The sequence below is a fragment of the Pikeienuella sp. genome (assembly GCF_046290545.1).
Lineage (GTDB): Bacteria > Pseudomonadota > Alphaproteobacteria > Rhodobacterales > Rhodobacteraceae > Pikeienuella.
Map to the genome: position 1 here is coordinate 10624 of NZ_JBKAGV010000002.1, position 19269 is coordinate 29892.

Here is a 19269-nt window from a genome sequence, read left to right on the forward strand (position 1 = left end):
AAAGCGCGCGATCCGCCATCCGCGCAGGGCGTGGGCCCGCGGGACAGAGTGCGGCTCGACCGGAGGCTCGTTCGTCGGGCGACGCGACTGACGCGGGCGTCATCGATTCTTCGCTATCCGTGGCGAAGACTGTGATTTAGGTTACATTAACGGCGTTTAAGAATCGGATAGTTTGAACAGGTCATCGCGCAGGGTTTCAGAATGAACATTCCTCTGACTTCGGAAGCTTCGGTCAACACTTTTGCCAGCGGCGCGCAGAACGGCGCGAGAATCGCCTCCCTCGCGGACGGCCGCTACGTCATCGTCTGGCAATCCCAGGATCAGGACGGATCGGGGTCCGGCGTCTTTGCGCAGCTCTACTCGGCGCAGGGGCAGAGGCTGGGCCCGGTTCTGCCGGTCAACGACACGCGGGAGGGGACGCAGAGCGACCCCGATGTGGCGGCGACGGAGGATGGCGGGTTCGTCATCGTCTGGGAAACGGTGAACCAGGACCAGCCGGGCTTCAACAATTCCGGAATCGTCTCGCAGCGCTACGACGCGGCCGGGGCGCCGGTGGGCGGAGAAAACATCGTCAACACGAGTGTTGCGGGCAACCAGACCGATCCTTCGGTCGCCGCTTTGCCGGGCGGCGGGCATGTGGTGGCGTGGCGCGACACTTCCGGGGAGATCCGGGCGCAGCGCTTCGACGATGCAGGCGCGCCGACGGGCGGCGAGTTCACGGTCGCCCCTTCGAACAGCTTCGCGCCCGCTGTCGCGGCGATCGCGCCGTCCGGGGGCGCGAACGGGCTCGCCGCCGGCGGGTTCGTCACCGCCTACGAGACGAGTTCGAGCATCGTCACCGTTCGCGTCCACGATGCGACAGGCGCTCCGGTCGGCGCCGCCATCACTCTCGGGACGTCGAACGGCCGGGGCGATCCCTCCGTCATCGGCCTCGACGGCGGGCGCTTCGCCGTGGTGTGGGATCAGTTCTCGGCGCCGGGGGACACAAGCGACACCGGCATACTGGCGCAGATCTTCGAGGGAGACGGGACCGCCGTATCGGGGCCCTTTCTCGTCAATCAGGAGCTTTCCTCCACGCAGCAATCCCCGGTGATCGCCGCCGACCCCGGCGGCGGCTTCGTCGTGCTCTGGGAATCGCAGACATCGGTCGGCGCGGGGGACGGCTCGGGGACTGGCGTGATCGGCAGGCGGTTCGACTCGTCGGGCGCTCCCGCGGGCGACGAGTTCATCGTCAACGAGGAGGTTGCCTCCACCCAGAACCAACCCGCCGTCGCCGTTCTGCCGACGGGCGAGATCGTCGCCGCCTGGACCTCCGTCACCTCCGGAACGGCGGGCGACGGTTCGGGAGACGGCGTGTTCCAGCGGCTCTTCGGCGACCCGGAGACGTTCGCCGCGCCCTCCGCCGCCCCGGAGGTGGAGGCCGTCTCGACGCTGCGCGTCTTCGCGGAGAACGTGTTCGAGGCGGGCGCGCAAAGGCTCGACATCGACGGCGCGGCGGCGGTTTCGGACCCGGATTCCGCAGATTTCGCCGGCGGGCGGCTGATCATCTCCCGCCTGTCGCAGAGCGTGGCGGAGGACGATCTCCCGGCGCAGGATGCGGACGGGCAGGATTCCTTCTCCTTCGAGACGGGCGGGCGCGTCTCGATCTCCGGCGCGGACGTGTCCGTGGACGGCGCCGTCGTCGGGACGCTGACAGCGGACGGGCAGGCGGGCGCGCCGCTCGTCCTCGCCCTGACCGCAGGGGCGACGCCGGCGACGGTGGAGGTGCTGGTCGAGCATCTGACCTATCGCAATCTTTCGGACGATCCGCGGCCGGAGACGACCGTTTCGCTCCTGCTGGAGGACGGAGACGGCTCCGCCGCCGATCCCGTCGCCATCACCATCCGGGTCGCGTCCGAGCCGGATGCGGACGGGCCGGTGCGCGGCGAGCGGCAGGTCAACAGCTTCTTCGAGGGCGAGCAGGTCACGCCCCATGTGGCGCCGTTGGCGGACGGCGGCTATGTCGTCGTCTGGACGTCGACGAACCAGGACAATCCCGGCGACAATGACCGGGGCGTCTTCGCGCAGCGCTATGACGCGAACGGCGCGGCCGTCGGCGGCGAGTTCCAGGTCAACGTCACCGCCCAGAGCGCCCAGTTCCAGCCGCAGGCGGCGGGCCTTGCCGATGGCGGCTTCGTCATCGTCTGGACGGATGCGTCCTCGCTCGACAGCAGCGGGCAGGGCGTGTTCTTCAGCCGCTATGACGCTTCGGGCGCCGTGATCGTCGCGGAGGAGCAGGCGCACACGCAAGTCTCCTCCACGCAGAACACGCCCCATGTCGCCGCGCTCTCCACCGGCGGCTTCGTGATCGGCTGGACCTCCGCCACTTCGGGCGGCGCCGGAGACGGCTCCGGCAACGGCGTCTTCGCGCAGACCTACAACGCGGGCGGCGCGCGCATCGGCGGCGAAGTGCAGGTCAATGTCGAAACCTCGGGCTCGCAGGACGGCGTGCGGTTCGCCGGGCTCGCCGATGGCGGCTTCGCCGCCGTCTTCGTTTCGCAGACGTCATCCTCCGCGGGCGACGGCTCCGGCAATGGCGTGTTCCTCAGGCTCTTCGGAGCGGACGGCCTGCCATTGGGCGGGGAAGCGCAGGTCAACCAGTTCACACCCAACGGTCAGGACTTCGCGAAGATCGCCGCGCTGGAGGGTGGCGGGTTCGTCGTCGTCTGGCGGTCGGAAGGGCAGGACGGCTCCTCGGGCGGCGTCTACGCCCGGCGCCATGACGATACGGGCGCGCCCCTCGGCGACGAGATACGGGTGAACGACCTGACCTCGGGCAACCAGACCGAGCCGGACGTGACCGGCCTTGCGGGCGGGGGATTCGCCGTCTCCTGGACGGACACGTCGACCCCGGCGCCGGGCTCCGGCTCCGACCCGCATGTGCAGGTCTTCGACGCGGACGGCACGCGCGTGGACAGCGCGCGGATCGTCAATACGAGCGTCCTCGGCACGCAGGATTCCGCCGCCCTCGCCCCCCTTCCCGGCGGCGGCCATGTCGTCGTCTGGCGCGACCAGAACGGGCTGGACGGTTCGGGTTCGGGCGTCTTCCAGCAGATCTTCGGCGACCCGGCGGATTTCGACCTCTCCGCGGCGCCGCTGATCGAAGGGCTGCCGGAGACCATCGTGATCGGCGAGGGCGCGGCGAATGCGGGCGCGCCGCTCGTCCCCTCGGGCGCGATCAACCTGACGGACGCGGATTCGCAGGATTTCGACGGGGGCCGCCTCACCGTCATGCGCTTCGCGCGCGACGAGAACGGCGACGATTTCACCGCGCCGGACGGCGCGGACCAGGACGTGATCTTCGTAGCCCCCGGCGGGCGCGTGGCCGTGGCGGGCGGCGTCGTTTCGGTGGACGGCGTCGCGATCGGCGCGATTTCGGGCGGCGTTGGGGCGGCGGCGCTGGTCCTGGACTTCACCGCCGGGGCGACCATCGACCGGGTCGAGGCGGCGATCCGCGCGCTTTCCTATGCGAACACCTCGGACAATCCGCGCGACGAGCGGAGCTATTCGATCACGCTGACGGACGGGGACGGCTCCGTCGCGGACCCGTTCCGCTTCACCATCCGCGTGGGGGAGGAGCCGGAGGCGGGCGCGTTCGGCCCCGTGGGCGGGGAGAGCCGGGTCAACGAGTTCACCTTCGGAGAGCAGACGAACCCGAAGGTCGCCGTTCTCGCCGATGGCGGCTGGGTCGCCGTGTGGCAGTCGACCGGGCAGGACGGGGATTCGAGCGGAGTCTTCCTCCAGCGCTACGATTCCGAGGGGAATCTGGCGGGGCCGGAGACGCAGGTGAACCTGACCACGGCGCGGGCGCAGGACGAGCCGGACGTCGCGGCGCTGGAGGGCGGCGGCTTCGTCGTCGTCTGGACATCGAACAATCAGGACGTTCCGAATTCCTTCGACGACGGCGTCTTCGCCCGCGTCTTCGACGCCTCGGGCGCGGCGACGACCGGGGAGATCGGCGTCAATGCGGGCCTCATCTCCCGGCAGGACGAACCTTCGGTTACCGGCCTCCCGGGCGGCGGCTTCGCCGTTGCCTTCACGACGAGCGCGAGCCTTGCCAATGGTGGGGACGGTTCGGGCGCCGCGGTGATCTTCCGCCTTTTCGATGACGCGGGCGCGCCGCTGACCGGCGATATCCGCGCCAACGAGCAGATTTCGAGCACGCAGAACGAAGCTGTCATCCTCACGTTGGCGGATGGGCGGATTGTCGTCGTCTGGACCTCCGTCACGTCGGGAACCGCTGGCGACGGCTCCTCCGCCGGCGTCTTCGCTCGGCTCTTCGACGCGTCGGGCGCGCCGCTCGGCGGCGAGTTCCAGGTCAATCAGGAAACCTCCTCTGACCAGAACACACCCGCGGCGGCCGCGCTCGCCGATGGCGGCTTCGTCATCGTCTGGGGCGATTCCAGCGGGCAGGACGGGTCGGGGATCGGCGTAGCCGCCCGCCGCTTCGGGGCGGACGGGCTGCCGGCGGGCGACGAGTTCGTGGTGAACGAGACCCGGAGTTCGACGCAGGACGATCCGGCGGTGCTCGCCCTCGCCGATGGCGGCTTCGTCATCGGCTGGAACGGCAATGGCGCCGGCGACAATTCCGGCGTCTTCGCGCAGCGCTTCGACGCTTCGGGCGCGCGGGTGGACGGGGAGATGCTCATCAACGAGCAGATCCAGGCGACCCAGAACCAGCCGGCGCTCGCCGCGCTGCCGGACGGCGGCTTCGTGGCGCTTTGGCGGTCTGACACGTCTGGCCCCGCCGGGGACGGCTCGGGCTCGGGCGTCTTCCAGCGCATCTTCGACGACCCGGCGGATTTCACGCCAGGCGCGGCGCCGGTCATCGAAGGCTTCGAGCCGGCGGACGGCATAGATCCGGCGGATTTCGCGACCGGCCTCGCGCGGATTGACCTTGACGGCGCGGTCGCCGTCGCGGACCTCGACTCGGCGGATTTCGCCGGTGGCCGGCTGACCCTCGCGGTCGCGGAGCGCGGCAATTTCAACGGAACGACGCTGACGCCGACGAGCTTCGGCGGCGCGGCGGTCGAGACGCTGGGGCTGATCCCCGGCGATCTCGGCGGCGGCGACGTGCAGGTTTCCGGGACCGACGTGACGGTGGACGGCGTCTCCGTCGGAACGATCGTCTCCGACGGCCTGGCGGGCGCATCCTTCGAGATTCTCCTCTCCGCCAACGCCATGCCCGAGGCGGTGGAGGCGCTGCTCGGCGCGCTCGGCTACCGGAGCACGGCGCCGGATCAGGCGATCCGCATCCGGCTCGACCTTTCGGACGGCGACGGGACGAGCGCGCCGACGCAGTTCCACCTGATCGAGACGGCGCCGCAGAGCGACATCGCGGAATCTCAGGTCAACACCTTCACGACCTCGACGCAGGACACGCCGACCGCCGCGCCGCTTGCGGACGGCGGCTATGTCGTCATCTGGCAATCGACCTTCCAGGACGACCAGACGGGAAATCGGGGTGTCTACGCGCAGCGCTTCGATGCGGCGGGCAAGGAGGTCGGGCCGGAATTCCGGGTGAACGACATTCCGGCGGGCGACCAGTTCGGCCCCGCCGCGGCCGGGCTCGCCGGGGGCGGGTTCGTGATCTCCTGGACCGAGTCCAGCGGGCGGGACGGCTCCGGACAGGGCGTCTTCGCGCAGGTCTTCGACATGTCGGGCGCACGGGCCGGCGCAGCGTTCCGGATCAATGAGGAGACAAGCTCCACCCAGGGCGAAGGTGTTCTGACGCCGCTGAGCGGCGGCGGTTTCCTCGCGGTCTGGAGATCGGAGAGCTCGGGCGGCGCGGGCGACGGATCAAGCGGCGGCGTGTTCGGGCGGGTCTTCGACGCCTCGGGCGCGGCGGCCGGCGGCGAGTTCCAGATCAACACGACGACGAGCGGCAACCAGTTCGACCCCGCCGCGGCGACGCTCGCCAATGGCGATGTCGTGGTCACCTGGACCGACCAGGGCGGCGCGGACGGAAGCGGCGCCGGCGTGTTCGCCCAGCGCGTGGCGCCGGACGGCTCGCTCCGCAGTTTTGACGGCCTCGCCGCCGGGGCGGACGAGCGACTGGTGAATTCGACGACGACCGGGACGCAGGACAATGCGCAGGCCGCGGCGCTGAATGGCGGCGGCTTCGTCGTCGTCTGGCAATCGCCGGACGCTTCGGGCATCGGCGTTTTCGCGCAGGTCTTCGACGCTTCGGGCGCCGCGGTCGGCGGGCAAGTCGCGGTCAACCAGTTCACAGCGTCAAGCCAGTTCGAGCCCGTGGTCTCCGCCACGCCGGACGGCGGGTTTCTCGTCGCGTGGACGGATTTCGGCTCCAATCCGGTGGAGACTCCCAATCAGGGCTCGGGCGCCGTCATCGCCCGCCGCTTCGACGCCACGGGCGCGGCGACGACCGACGAATTCCTCATCAATGTCGAGACGCAGAGCACGCAGAACCAGCCCGCCCTGACCACGCTGGCGAACGGCGCCGTAGCGGCGATCTGGGTTTCGGCGACATCCGGCCCGGCGGGAGACGGCAGCGGCTCTGGCGTCTTCCAGCGGCTGATCGACCTCCCCGCCCCTCCGGCGGGCGCGGGGGCGCCTGCGGTCGCCGGGTTCGAGCCGGTCTCGGTCTTCGACGAGGCGGCGGTGAATTCCGGGCTCCAGCTTCTCGCGCCGAACGGCGCGGTCGCGGTGATCGACCCGGATTCGGCGGATTTCGAAGGCGGCTCGCTCCTCCTTTTCCGCCAGCCGAACGTCAACACGAATGACGAGCAGCTCGGCCCGCTCGACGGCCCGGCGCAGGATGGCGTCGGGATCGTTGCGGGCGGCGGCGTTTCGATCTCCGGAGGCGCGGTCAGCGTCGGCGGAGTCGCGATCGGGACCATCGTGCGGGACGGCCAGGGCGGCGCGCCGCTTGAGATCGTCTTCACGGCCGGGGCGACCCCGGCGCGTGTCGAGGCGCTCATCGCCCGGCTCGGCTATTCCAACGCCTCCGACGCGCCGGATGCGACGCGCGATTTCGGGCTCCAGATCACGGACGGGGACGGCGGCTCGACCGGCACGATCCCGATCACCGTCGAGGTGACGCCGGAGACGGACCTGACCGTCTCGGCCGGGCCGGAGACCATCGTCAACAGCTTCACAGAGGGAACGCAGACGCAGCCGGCGATGGCGACGCTCTTCGACGCGGCCGGCAATGTCGCCGGCCATGTCGTCGTGTGGATGAGCACGAACCAGGACCAGAACGACCAGAGCTTCAACCGCGGAATTTTCGCGCAGACCTACGGGCTCGACGGCGCGCCGACGAGCGGGGAGATCCTCGTCAACGTCCACCGGCCGGGGGACCAGTTCGACCCGGTGGTGACCGGCCTCGCCGCGGGCGGGTTCGTCGTCGCCTGGAACGACAACAGCGGCGCGAACCCGGTCGGCGACGCGGCGGGAGACTTCAATTCGGCGATCTTCGGGCGCCTCTTCGCCAATGACGGCGCCGCGCTCTCGGGCGACATCCTGCTGAATGACGAGCCGGTGGGCACGCAGTTCCAGCCGGCGCTTGCGGCGCTATCGGGCGGGGAGTTCGTCGCGGGCTGGTCGGAATCGGGGACCAGGACGGCGTTCAACCAGGACGTGTTCTATCGCCTGTTTGACGCTTCCGGCGCGCCGCAGGGCGCCTCGGCGCTCGCCTCCGCCGAGATCGCCAGCACGCAGGCGAATCTCCAACTCGCCGCGCTTGCCGACGGCGGCTTCGTCGCGGTGTGGGAATCGACCAATCAGGACAATCCGGGAGACTTCAGCACCGGCGTCTTCGCGCAGCGCTTCGACGCGGCGGGGGCGAAGGTCGGCGCGGAACTCCCGGTCAACACGACTGTGGCGGCGGGGCAGTTCGCCCCCGTCGTCGCCGGCCTCGCCGATGGCGGTTTCGTCGTGGCATGGACGGACAGTTCGGGGCTCGACGGGTCGGGCCAGGGCGTCTTCCAGCAGCGCTATGACGCAGCGGGCGCGCCGGTGGGCGGCGAGGAGCGGGTGAGCCAGACGATATCGGGCACCCAGTCCGAGCCCGCGATTGTCCCGCTCGAGACGGGCGGGTGGGTCGTCGGCTATTTCAACGGCAGCTTCCCCTTCGCGCAGGTTTTCGGCGCGGATGGCGGGCGGATCGACGACGAGTTCCGCCTTCCCGTCTCCGCGCAGTTCGGCGTGAGCGGGGTCTCCCTCGCCCCACTCGCGGGTGACGACTTCGCGGCGACGTGGATCGGGTTCAACGGCCAGGACGGCTCGGGCGCCGGCGTGATCCAGCGCGTCTATTCGGCGACGGCGCCCTCCGCCGATCCGGAAGTCGCCGGCCTGCGGGAGATCGTCTCGCTCGACGAGGCGGCGGTGAACGCCGGCCCCGCCCTCCTCTTCCCCGCCATCGCCTTCGGCGACGCGGACAGCGCGAACCTCGCGGGCGGCGAGATTCGCCTCACCGTTCTGGCGACGCCGGAGACGGGGCCGAACTTCCCGGCGCCGGACGGCTCCGGGCAGGACGGCTTCACGCTCCTCCCCGGCGGCGGCGTGACCGTTACGGGGGCGGTCGTGAGCGTCGGCGGCGTGGCGGTGGGCGAGATCGTCTCCGGCGTCGCGACGGCGGGCGCGACCTTGGCGATCCGACTCAACGCGGATGCCACGCCGGCCGCCGTGGAGGCGGTGATCGAGCGCCTCGCCTATTCCAACGCTTCTGACGATCCGGCCCCGACGCGCCTTGTCTCCTTTGAGGCGACGGACGGCGCGGGCGGCTCGGTTCGCCAACTGATCGAGATCGAGATAGCGCCGGAGACCGACGGTCGCGAGGCGATCGGCGACGAAAGGCAGGTGAACAGCTTCACCACGGGCGAACAGGGCGAACCTTCGGTCGCGGGGCTCGCCGACGGCGGCCATGTCGTCGTCTGGACATCGACCAACCAGGACGCGACCGGAGACAATGATCGCGGCGTCTTCGCCCAGCGGTTCGACGCCTCGGGCGCGCCGGTGGGCGGCGAGTTCCTCGTGAACGTGACGACGACATCGGCGCAGTTCGACGCCAAGGTCACGGGGCTCGCCAATGGCGGCTTCGTCGTCGTCTGGGAGGATTTCAGCCAGCAGATCCAGCAGAACGCCTTCCCGGCCGCGGTGGCCCGGATCTATGGCGCGGACGGCGCGCCCGTGTCGGGCGAGATCAACGTCACCCCGGCGGGCGCCTTCAACGCGGCGAACCCCGTCGTGGCCGCGGCGGGGACTGGCTTCATCGTCGTCAGCCAGGCGAGCTCCGGCGCGATCTCCGGCCAGCGCTACAACGAAGCCGGCGGCGCGCAGGGGCTGCCGTTCGAGATTCCGCTGCCGCCGAACGGCTTTTCCCAGCTCACCGACCCGGCGGCGGCGGTTCGGGAGGACGGGCGCTTCGCGGTCGTCTACACGGGGACGAACCTCGACAATCCGGGCGACTTCGACCTGGGCGTCTTCATCCAGGCCTATGCGGCGGACGGCTCCGCCATCGGCGTTCCGCAGCTGGTGAACGACGTGGTGCGCCAATCGCAATTCGCGCCGAGCATCGCAGCCACGGCGGAGGGCTATGTCGTCGCCTTCGCCTCCGACATCGGCGACGGCAGTGCAACCAGCGTCATCGCGCAGCGCTTCGACGCCAATGGCGGCTTCGTCGGCGGGAATTTCCTCGTCAACGAACTCACGCAGAGCACGCAGAACGAACCCGTCGCCATCGGGCTCCCCGGCGGCGGCTTCGCCATCGCCTATACCGATTTCTCCTTCGTCGGCCTTGGCTCCGGAGACAGTTCGGGCGAGATCCGCGTGCAGCAATATGCGGCGGACGGATCGCGGATCGACGATGCGATCCAGGCCAATGTCGAGACGCAGAGCACGCAGAACCGGCCGGACATCGCGGCCTTGTCGAACGGCGCCATCGTCGCCGTCTGGCGTTCGGAAACGTCCGGCCCGGCCGGCGACGGTTCGGGCGGCGGCGTCTTCAGCCGGATCATCGGCGACCCGGCGGAATTCCCGGTGGACGGGGCGCCTGTGCTCGACGGCGTGAACGCCGAAGTCGTCTACGCGGAGAACACCGTAAACGGCGTGCCGCAGCTCATCGACGCGAACGGCGCGGCGGCGGTTTCCGACCCGGACAGCGCGGATTTCGCGGGCGGCTCGATCCTCGTCTCCAACATCATCGCCTCGGCGCCGCTGATCGACCAGATCAACCCGCCGGACGACCTGACGCAGGACGCGCTCGGCCTCCGGCAGGGCCCGCGCCTCTCGATCCTCGGGGACGAGGTGCGGGTGGACGGCGCGCTTGTCGCGACCCTCGGGAACGACGGGCAGGCGGGCCGGCCGTTCAGGCTGGATCTCACGGCCGCGGCCGATGCGGAGATCGTCGAGTTCCTTGTCGAGAACCTCACCTATCGCAACCTGTCCGACGATCCGCTGCCCGAACGGCTCCTCCGCATCCAGATCACGGACGGAGACGGCGGCGCATCCGACCCGGTGCTCGTCCGCGTCCGCATCGATGCGGAGCCGGACGGCGCGACGCCGCTCGGCGGCGAGCGGCAGGTCAACACGTTCGAGGACGGCGCGCAGAACGACAGCGCGACGGCGACGTTGGCCGATGGCGGCTTCGTCATCGTCTGGCGCTCGGAAGCGCAGGACGGCGCTTCGGGCGGCGTCTTCGCGCAGCGCTTCGACGCGCTCGGCAACCCCACGGCGCGGGACGGAACGCCCCTCGCCTCTGGCGTGACGGACGAGTTCCGCATCAACGCGACGACGGCGGGGAACCAGACCAACCCGGATGTGGCCGCGCTCGGCGACGGCTTCGTCGTCACCTTCGAGGGGCCTGACGCCTCCGGCACGGGCGTTTACGCCCGCCGCTTCGGCGGGGACGGGCAGCCGCTCGACGCGGCGGACATCGCGCTGAACGCGCTTACCTCCTCGACCCAGAGCCAGCCGCAGATCGTCGCGCTCGAGAACGGCTTCGTCGCCGTCTGGCGGGCGGAGACCTCCGCCGGTTCGGGCGACGGCTCCAGCGGCGGCGTGGCGGCGCGGCTCTACGATGCGGCGGGCGCGCCGCTTGGCGGAGAATTCATCGTCAACACGGAGACGCTCTTCGATCAGGGCGAGCCTTCGGTCACCCGGCTCGATGACGGCGGCTTCTTCGTCTCGTGGCAATCGCAATCGAACGGCGCCGCGACGAACCCGACGGCGGACGGTTCGGCCAACGGAATATTCGGCCAGCGCTTCGACGCGACCGGCGCGCCGGCAGGCGGCGAGATCCAGCTCAATTTCGTGACGGCGCAAGACCAGCGCGTCTCCGAGATCGCGACCCTCGCCAACGGCGACCTGATCGTGGTCTGGACGGACAGCCAGCTCGACGGCTCCGGCATCGGCGTCTTCGCCCGCATCTTCGGGCCGGACGGGGCGGCGCGGGGCGACCAGTTCCGCGTCAATGACGAGCGCATCTCTACGCAGGACCAGCCGGACGTCGCGGCGCTCGACACGGGCGGGTTCGTCATCGTCTGGACGGACCGGTTCGGGGCGATCGACGGCTCCAGCGGTGCGGTCGTCGCGCAGCAATACGCCGCCGACGGTTCGCGCCTGGACGGGCAGTTCGTCGTGAACACCGAGACGAGCGGGACGCAGGACCAGCCGGCGGTGACGGGTCTTCCTGGCGGCGGCTTCGTCGTCTCCTGGACCTCGCAGACCTCCGGCACGGCCGGCGACGGCTCCTCGGACGGCGTTTTCTACCGCGTCTTCGGCAACGAGGCGCCGACGATCTCCCCCGTCTCGGCGGAGGGGAACGAGGACGAACCCATCGTGCTCGGCGCCGACGTCTTCGACGCCGGCTTCGTCGATCCGGACGGGCAGGCGCTGCAATTCGTGCGGATCGAGACGCTGCCGACGCAGGGCGCGCTCACCCTCGCGGGCTCCCCGGTCGTTCCCGGGCTGGAGATCAGCCGCGCGCAGCTCCTCAATGGCGATCTCGTCTATCTCGGCGGGCAGGACTTCTTCGGGACGGACGATTTCCTCTGGACCGGCTCCGACGGCCTCTCCTTCTCGCCCGACGTCGTGGTGGCGAACATCATCGTGGCCCCGGTCAACGACGCGCCGGCGCTGGAGGCGGGCGGCGATGCTGACGCGCTGGAAGGCGGGCTCTTCACCCGCCAGCTCGCCATCGGCGACCCGGACCCGGACGTGCGGACGATCACCGTCGATTTCGGCGACGGCTCGGCCCCGGTCGTCTTCAACTCCGCGCAGCCGAACCCGACGATCAACCATGTCTATGGCCCGCAGGGTCTCTTCACCGTCACGGTGACGGTGGACGACAATTCCGGAGCGGCGAATGCGGTGGAGGTCGACACGTTCGAGGTGACGGTGCTGAACGCGCCGCCGATCGCGGACCCGGATTCCTTCACCGTCAGCGAGGACGCGGCGAGCTTCGCGAACAACGTCATCACGCCCACCTCCCAGGTCGCGGACAGGGACCCGGGCGGGGACCCGCTGACGGTCGTCGCCGTGAACGGCGTCGACGCGAATGTAGGCCAGCGCATCGCCCTGCCTTCCGGCGCCTTCGTGACGCTGAACGCGGACGGCTCCTTCGTCTACGAGCCGAACGGAGCCTTCGAGTCTTTGGCCGATTTCCAGAACGGAACGGACAGTTTCACCTACGCCATCGCGGATGACGAGGGGCTGCGCGACACGGCGACCGTCTTCCTCACCATCGACGGGCAGAACGACGCGCCGGTCGCCGCGGACGATTCCTTCACGTCGAGCGACGACAGCCCGATCTCAGGAAACGTCCTCGCCAACGACGTCGACGTGGACGCGCAGAATACGTTGACCGTGGTCGAACTGAACGGCTCCGACGCCGATGTCGGCCAGCAGGTCACGCTCGCCTCCGGCGCGCTGCTGACGCTGAACGCTGACGGGACCTTCGACTACGATCCGAACGGCGCCTTCCCCGATGGCGGGGAGGAGACCTTCGCCTATCGCATCTCGGACGGTCGCGGCGGTTTCGACGAGGCGACCGTGACCATCGTCAATGAGATCGGCAACCGCGCGCCCGTCGCCGCCGACGACGCGGTGACGACGGACGAGGAGACGGCGCTCTCCGGCAATGTCCTCGCCGACAACGGAAACGGCCCGGATATGGACCCGGATGCGGACCCCCTGACGGTCACGCAGGTGAACGGCGCGGCCGCCTCTGTCGGCCAGACGATCACGCTCGCCTCCGGCGCGACGCTCCGCCTCAACGCGGACGGGAGCTTCGACTACGACCCGAACGGGGCGTTCGAGGCGCTCGGCGTCGGCGCCTCGGCGCTCGACGGCTTCACCTACACGATCTCGGACGGAAACGGCGGCTCTGACGAAGGCGCTGTCTCGGTGACCGTCACAGGCGTGAACGACGATCCGGACGCGGGCTTCGTGACGGTCGACGTCTCGGAGGACGGCCCGGCTGTTTCCGGCGGCGCAGGGGCCGCGCTGGCGGGCTCCACGGATGTGGACGCGGGAGACGTGCTGCGCGTCACGGAGGTGAACGGCTCGACACTCGCGGTCGGCGCGGCGGTCCTCCTGCCCTCCGGGGCGCGCCTGACGCTGAATGCGGACGGCTCCTTCGACTATGATCCGAACGGAGCCTTCGAAAGCCTCGGCGCGAACGACACGGGCTTCGACGATGTCGCCTTCACGGTGGGAGACGGCCAGGGCGGCTCCGATCTCGGCGCGCTCCGCTTCGTGATCGACGGGGCGAACGACGCGCCGGACGCGCAGGACGACGCCTTCTCCGTGACGCAGAACGGGACGCTTTCGGGCGACGTGCGGGCGGATAACGGCGCGGGTGCGGATTTCGACGTCGACGGCGGCGAGACGGCGGCGCTCGTCGTCTCCGCGGTGAACGGCGTTGCGGCGGATATCGGCCGCTCGATCCTGCTCGCCTCGGGCGCGACACTGACGCTGAACGCTTCCGGCACCTTCGCCTACGACCCGAACGGCGCCTTCGACGCGCTCGGCGAAGGCGAGACGGGGACGGACAGCTTCACCTACACGATCCGCGACCCGCAGGGCGCGGAGGACGTGGCGACGGTCACGGTCTCCGTCGCCGGCGCGAATGACGCGCCGGACGCGGTGGACGACGCCTTCGCGACGGACGAGGACAGTGCGGTCTCCGGCGACGTGCTCGGCAATGACCAGGAGCCGGACGGGGACGCCTTGACCGTCACGGCGGTGAACGGCGCGGCGGGCGCGGTCGGCCAGGCGGTCACCCTGGCTTCCGGCGCGCGCCTGACCCTGAACGCGGACGGAACCTTCGCCTATGACCCGAACGGCGCCTTCGAGGCGCTGGCCGCCGGCGCCTCGGCGACGGAGAGCTTCACCTACACGGCGAGCGACCCGGGCGGGCTCACGGACACGGCGACGGCGACCGTGACCATCGCCGGCGTGAACGACGCGCCGGTCGCGCGGGATGACGTGATCGCCGCGCTGGAGGATGCGCCGGTCTCGGACAACGTGCTGGCGAACAACGGCTTCGGCGCGGACGCCGATGTCGATGCGGGGGACGTCCTCTCCGTCGTCGCGGTAGACGGCGTCGCGGCGAATGTCGGGGCGCGGCTCGACCTCGCGGGCGGCGGCGCCGTCACGGTCGGGGCGGACGGGGCGCTGAACTTCGATCCGGACGGGGATTTCGAGTTCCTCGGCGCCGGGGAGACGCGGGACGTCAGCTTCGCCTACACCATCGCGGACCTTTCGGGCGCGACGGACATGGCGACCGTCACAGTGCGGGTCGCGGGCGCGAACGACGCGCCGGCGGCGGCGGACGACGCCTTCACCATCCCGGTCAACGCCCCGCTTGCCGGCAATGTTCTGGCTGACAACGGCGCCGGGCCGGATACGGACCCGGACGTGAACGACGTCCTCGCCGTGGTCGCGATCAACGGCGACCCGGCGGGGCTCGGAACGCCCGTCACGCTCGCCTCGGGCGCGGTGGTGACGCTGCTGGCGGACGGCTCGTTCACCTATGACGCTTCGGGCGCCGGCCTCGTCATCGGCGGCGCCGATACGGTGGAGGACGGCTTCACCTACACGCTCTCGGACGGAACGGTGAGCGACGTCGGAGCCGTGACGATCACGCTGACGGCGCCGGCGGACGGAAACCCTCCCGTCGCCGTGGACGACGCCTTCACGACGGACGAGGACAGCACGCTCTTCGACGATCTTCTGGCGAACGACAGCGATCTCGATCTCGACGCCCTGACCGTGACGGCCGTCAACGGCGCGGCGCTTGCGGGGACGATAACGCTCGCCTCGGGCGCGCTGCTGACCGTCAACGCGGACGGCACCTTCGCCTATGATCCGAACGGCGCCTTCGAGGCGCTCGGCGCCGGCGCCGAAGCGACGGACGGGTTCAGCTACACGATCACGGACGGGAGCGGCTTCGACGCCGCGAGCGTGACGATCACGATCGAAGGCGTGAACGACGCGCCGGTCGCCGGCGACGACAGCTTCACGACGGATGAGGACAGCCCGGTTTCCGGCGCTGTGCTCGGCAACGACTTGGATGTGGACGAGGGAGACGTTCTGCGCGTCACGGCGGTGAACAGCGACCCGCTGACCGGCGCGCCGATCCTCCTCAATTCCGGCGCGCTCCTGACGATGAACGCGGACGGGACCTTCACCTACGATCCGAACGGCGCCTATGAGCGCCTCGGCGTCGGCGCCATGGCGATGGAGGACTTCTCCTACACGGTGGAAGACGGGAACGGCGGCGTCGCCGAGGCGCAGATTTTCTTCACCATCACCGGCGTGAACGATGCGCCGGAGGCGAACGATCTCTCGTTCACCGCGAACGAGGACAGCGTTCTCTCGGAACTCATCGTCGCGCTCGCCGTTAACGGCGACGACGTGGACGAGGGCGATGTCGTGACGGTCGCGGCGGTCAACGGCGAGGCACTCGTCGGGCCGATCCTGCTCGCCTCCGGCGCGCTCCTGACCGTCAACGCGGAAGGGACCTTCGACTATGACCCGAACGGCGCCTTCGAGTCGCTCGGCCTCGGGGCGGTGGCGCTCGACGGGTTCGAATACACGATCACGGACGGGAACGGCGGCTTCGCGACGGCGACCGTCTCCATCACCGTGGAAGGAAGCAACGATTTCCCCGTCGCCGGGGACGACGCGTTCACGACGGACGAGGACAGCATCCTGACGGGCGACCTTCTCGCCAACGACACGGATGTGGACGTCGGCGACGTGCTCCTCGTGGACAGCGTCAACAACCAGCCGCTCGCAGGGCAAATCCTGCTTGGCTCCGGCGCGCTCCTGACGGTCAACCCGGACGGGACCTTCGCCTTCGACCCCAACGGCGCCTACGACTTCCTCGCCGTCGGCGAGACGGCGACCGATACGGTTCTTTATTCGATCTCCGACGGGCTCGACGGGCAGGACAGCGCCGAGATCGCCCTCACCATCACCGGCGTGAACGACGCCCCGGAAGCAGCGGACGATGCGGTCGTGACCGATGAGGACTCCGCCGCTGGCGGCCTCCTGCTGGAGAATGACGACGACGTCGACGACAGCGACGTCATCTTCGTCTCGGCGGTGAACGGCGCGGCGCTTTCGGGGACGATCACCCTCGCTTCGGGCGCGCTCCTCGACGTCACCGGGACCGGATCGTTCACCTACGACCCGAACGGCGCGTTCGAAACCCTCGCCGCGGGCGTCATGGGGACGGACGGGTTCGAATACACCATCTCCGACGGCAACGGCGGCTTCGACACGGCGAGCGTAACAATCACCATCGAGGGCGCAAACGACGCGCCCGTGGCGGTGGACGATCTGGTCGCCACAACCAGGGAAGACACGGTGGCGGGCTCCGCGCTCGCCAACGATTCGGACGTCGACGCGGGCGATATACTCCGCGTCATCGCGATCGAGGGGGCGCCGCTCAACGGGCCGGTCCTCCTCGCCTCGGGCGCGCTGCTGACGATGAACGAGGACGGGACCTTCACCTACGATCCGAACGGCGCGTTCGACTTCCTCGGAGCCGGCGAGACGTCGACTGATGAAGCGACTTATACGGTGTCGGACGGGAACGGCGGCGTCGACGAGGCGCAGATCGTCATTACCATCGCCGGGGCCAACAGCCCGCCGACCGGCGGAAACGCGAGTTTCACGACCGACGAGGAAACCGATCTTGCGGGCAATCTCATCGCCGCGTCCGGCGCTGCGGACCCGGACACGGGCGATACGCTGCGCCTGACCGCGATCAACGGCCAGGCTCTGCTTGCGGGCGAACTGACCCTCACCTTCGGCTCTGGCGCCGAACTGACCGTGCTCGAGGACGGGACTTTCTCCTTCACCGTCGCCGGGAACTACGACTTCCTTGCCGAGGGCGCCGGCGAGATGGAAGGGTTCAGCTTCACCATCGCGGATGCGGCGGGCGCGAGCTTCACCGCCTCGGCCACCATCGCAATCTCGGGCCTGAACGACGCGCCCGTCGCGGTGGACGACGCCTTCTCGACCGACGAGGACAGCGGCTTTGCCACCGGCAACGTGCTCGCCAACGATTTCGACCCAGACAACGGGGACATGTTCGAGATCGTCGGCGTCGACACGTCGGGCGCGCTCGGGCTCGTCTCCGACAATGGAGACGGGACCTTCTTCTACGATCCGAACGGCGCCTTCGAGGCCCTCGCCGCCGGGGAGACCGCGACGGACGGCTTCTTCTACACGATCCAGGACGGAAGCGGGGCGGAGAGCACGGCGGAGGTCATTGTCACGATCACCGGCCTCAACGACACCCCTACGGGCGGAAACGCCAGCTTCACGACCGACGAGGAGACCGACCTCGCGGGCGACCTCATCGCCGCTTCGGGCGCTGCGGACGTCGACAATGGCGATACGCTGCGGCTGACCGCGATCAACGGCCAGGCGCTGACGGCGGGCGAGATCAGCGTGACCTTCGGCTCCGGCGCCGTGCTGTCGGCGAACGAGGACGGGACCTTGTCGCTCACGGTCGCCGGGAACTACGACTTCCTGGCCGAGGGCGTCGTCGCCGACGAGGCGTTCAGCTTCACCGTCGCGGATGGGGCGGGGGCGAGCTTCACCGCCTCGGCCACCATCGCGATCTCGGGCCTGAACGACGCGCCCGTCGCGGTGGACGACGCGTTCTCCACCAATGCGGACGGCGGCTTTGCCACCGGCGATGTGCTCGCCAACGATTTCGACCCCGACAACGGGGACATGTTCGAGATCGTCGACGTCAGCGCGGCGGGCGCGCTCGGGCTCGTCACCGACAATGGCGACGGGACCTTCGCCTACGATCCGAACGGAGCGTTCGACGATCTCCGGGCGGGCCAGACCGCGACGGACAGCTTCTTCTACACGATCCGGGACGGAAGCGGGGCGGAGAGCACGGCGGAGGTCATTGTCACGATCACGGGCGTCGGGGATGACGACCGGCCCGTGATCGTCGGCGGGCCGGGCGGCGACAGGCTCGTGGCGCCCCCCGGCGGCGCGATCATCGACGGCGGCGCCGGGCGGGACGTCTATGTCGGCGGGGCCGGAGCGGACACCTTCGTTCTCGGCGATGGCGAGGGCGACCAGTTCCGCCTCTTCGACGCGGCGAAGGACAAGCTGGATGTATCGGCCTGGGGCGTCCAGTCCTTCGCGGAGCTCACAATCTTCGACCGGGTTAACGAGGCGCAGGGCGCGACGCTCGTCACGATCCTCGACGCGGCGAGCGGGAACCTGAGCTTCCACTACGAGCGGGGCGACCGTCTATCGGCCGCGGACTTCTCCGCGGAGAACTTCATCTTCGCGCCCGTCCGGAACCTGACCGTGACCGGAACGGAGCCCTTCGGAAGCGAGACGATCTACGGCCGGTCCGGCGACGACGTGATCGTGAACGACAGCGGGCTCAACACTCTCTTCGGCCAGGGCGGCGCGGACCGGTTCGTGATCGGCGAGGGCGCCGGCGGCGTGATCGCGGATTTCGCGGCGGGCGAGGATGTGATCGACGTCTCGGCCTGGGGCGTCGGCGGCTTCGACGATCTCGACATATCGGAGGCGGGCGGGCTGATCACGGTTCGCGGCGAACCGGGCGAGATCGTGCGGCTGAGGCCGTTCGAAGGCCTCTCCGCCGCGGACCTGACCGAGGATCAGTTCGTGTTCGACATGTTGCTGACAGCGTAGGGCCGGCGCTGGCGGGCGCGGCCCCTGCAAGGCGACGTCCTTGCCGGGGCGGGCGTGCGCCCT

Annotated in this window: 1 protein-coding gene; it reads left to right on the forward strand. The window is 69.9% G+C overall.

What is annotated here, in order from left to right; translation table 11 throughout:
- Nucleotides 1-201 precede the first annotated feature (201 nt).
- Nucleotides 202-19206, forward strand: coding sequence for a beta strand repeat-containing protein (locus tag ACE37J_RS00525; RefSeq protein WP_409705354.1), 19005 nt, complete (start codon nucleotides 202-204; stop codon nucleotides 19204-19206).
- The last annotated feature ends 63 nt before the right edge of the window (nucleotides 19207-19269 follow it).

Bases quoted from the DNA above. Each gene is read 5' to 3' on its own strand.
- ACE37J_RS00525 (WP_409705354.1), top strand. From the start codon at position 202: ATGAACATTCCTCTGACTTCGGAAGCTTCGGTCAACACTTTTGCCAGC.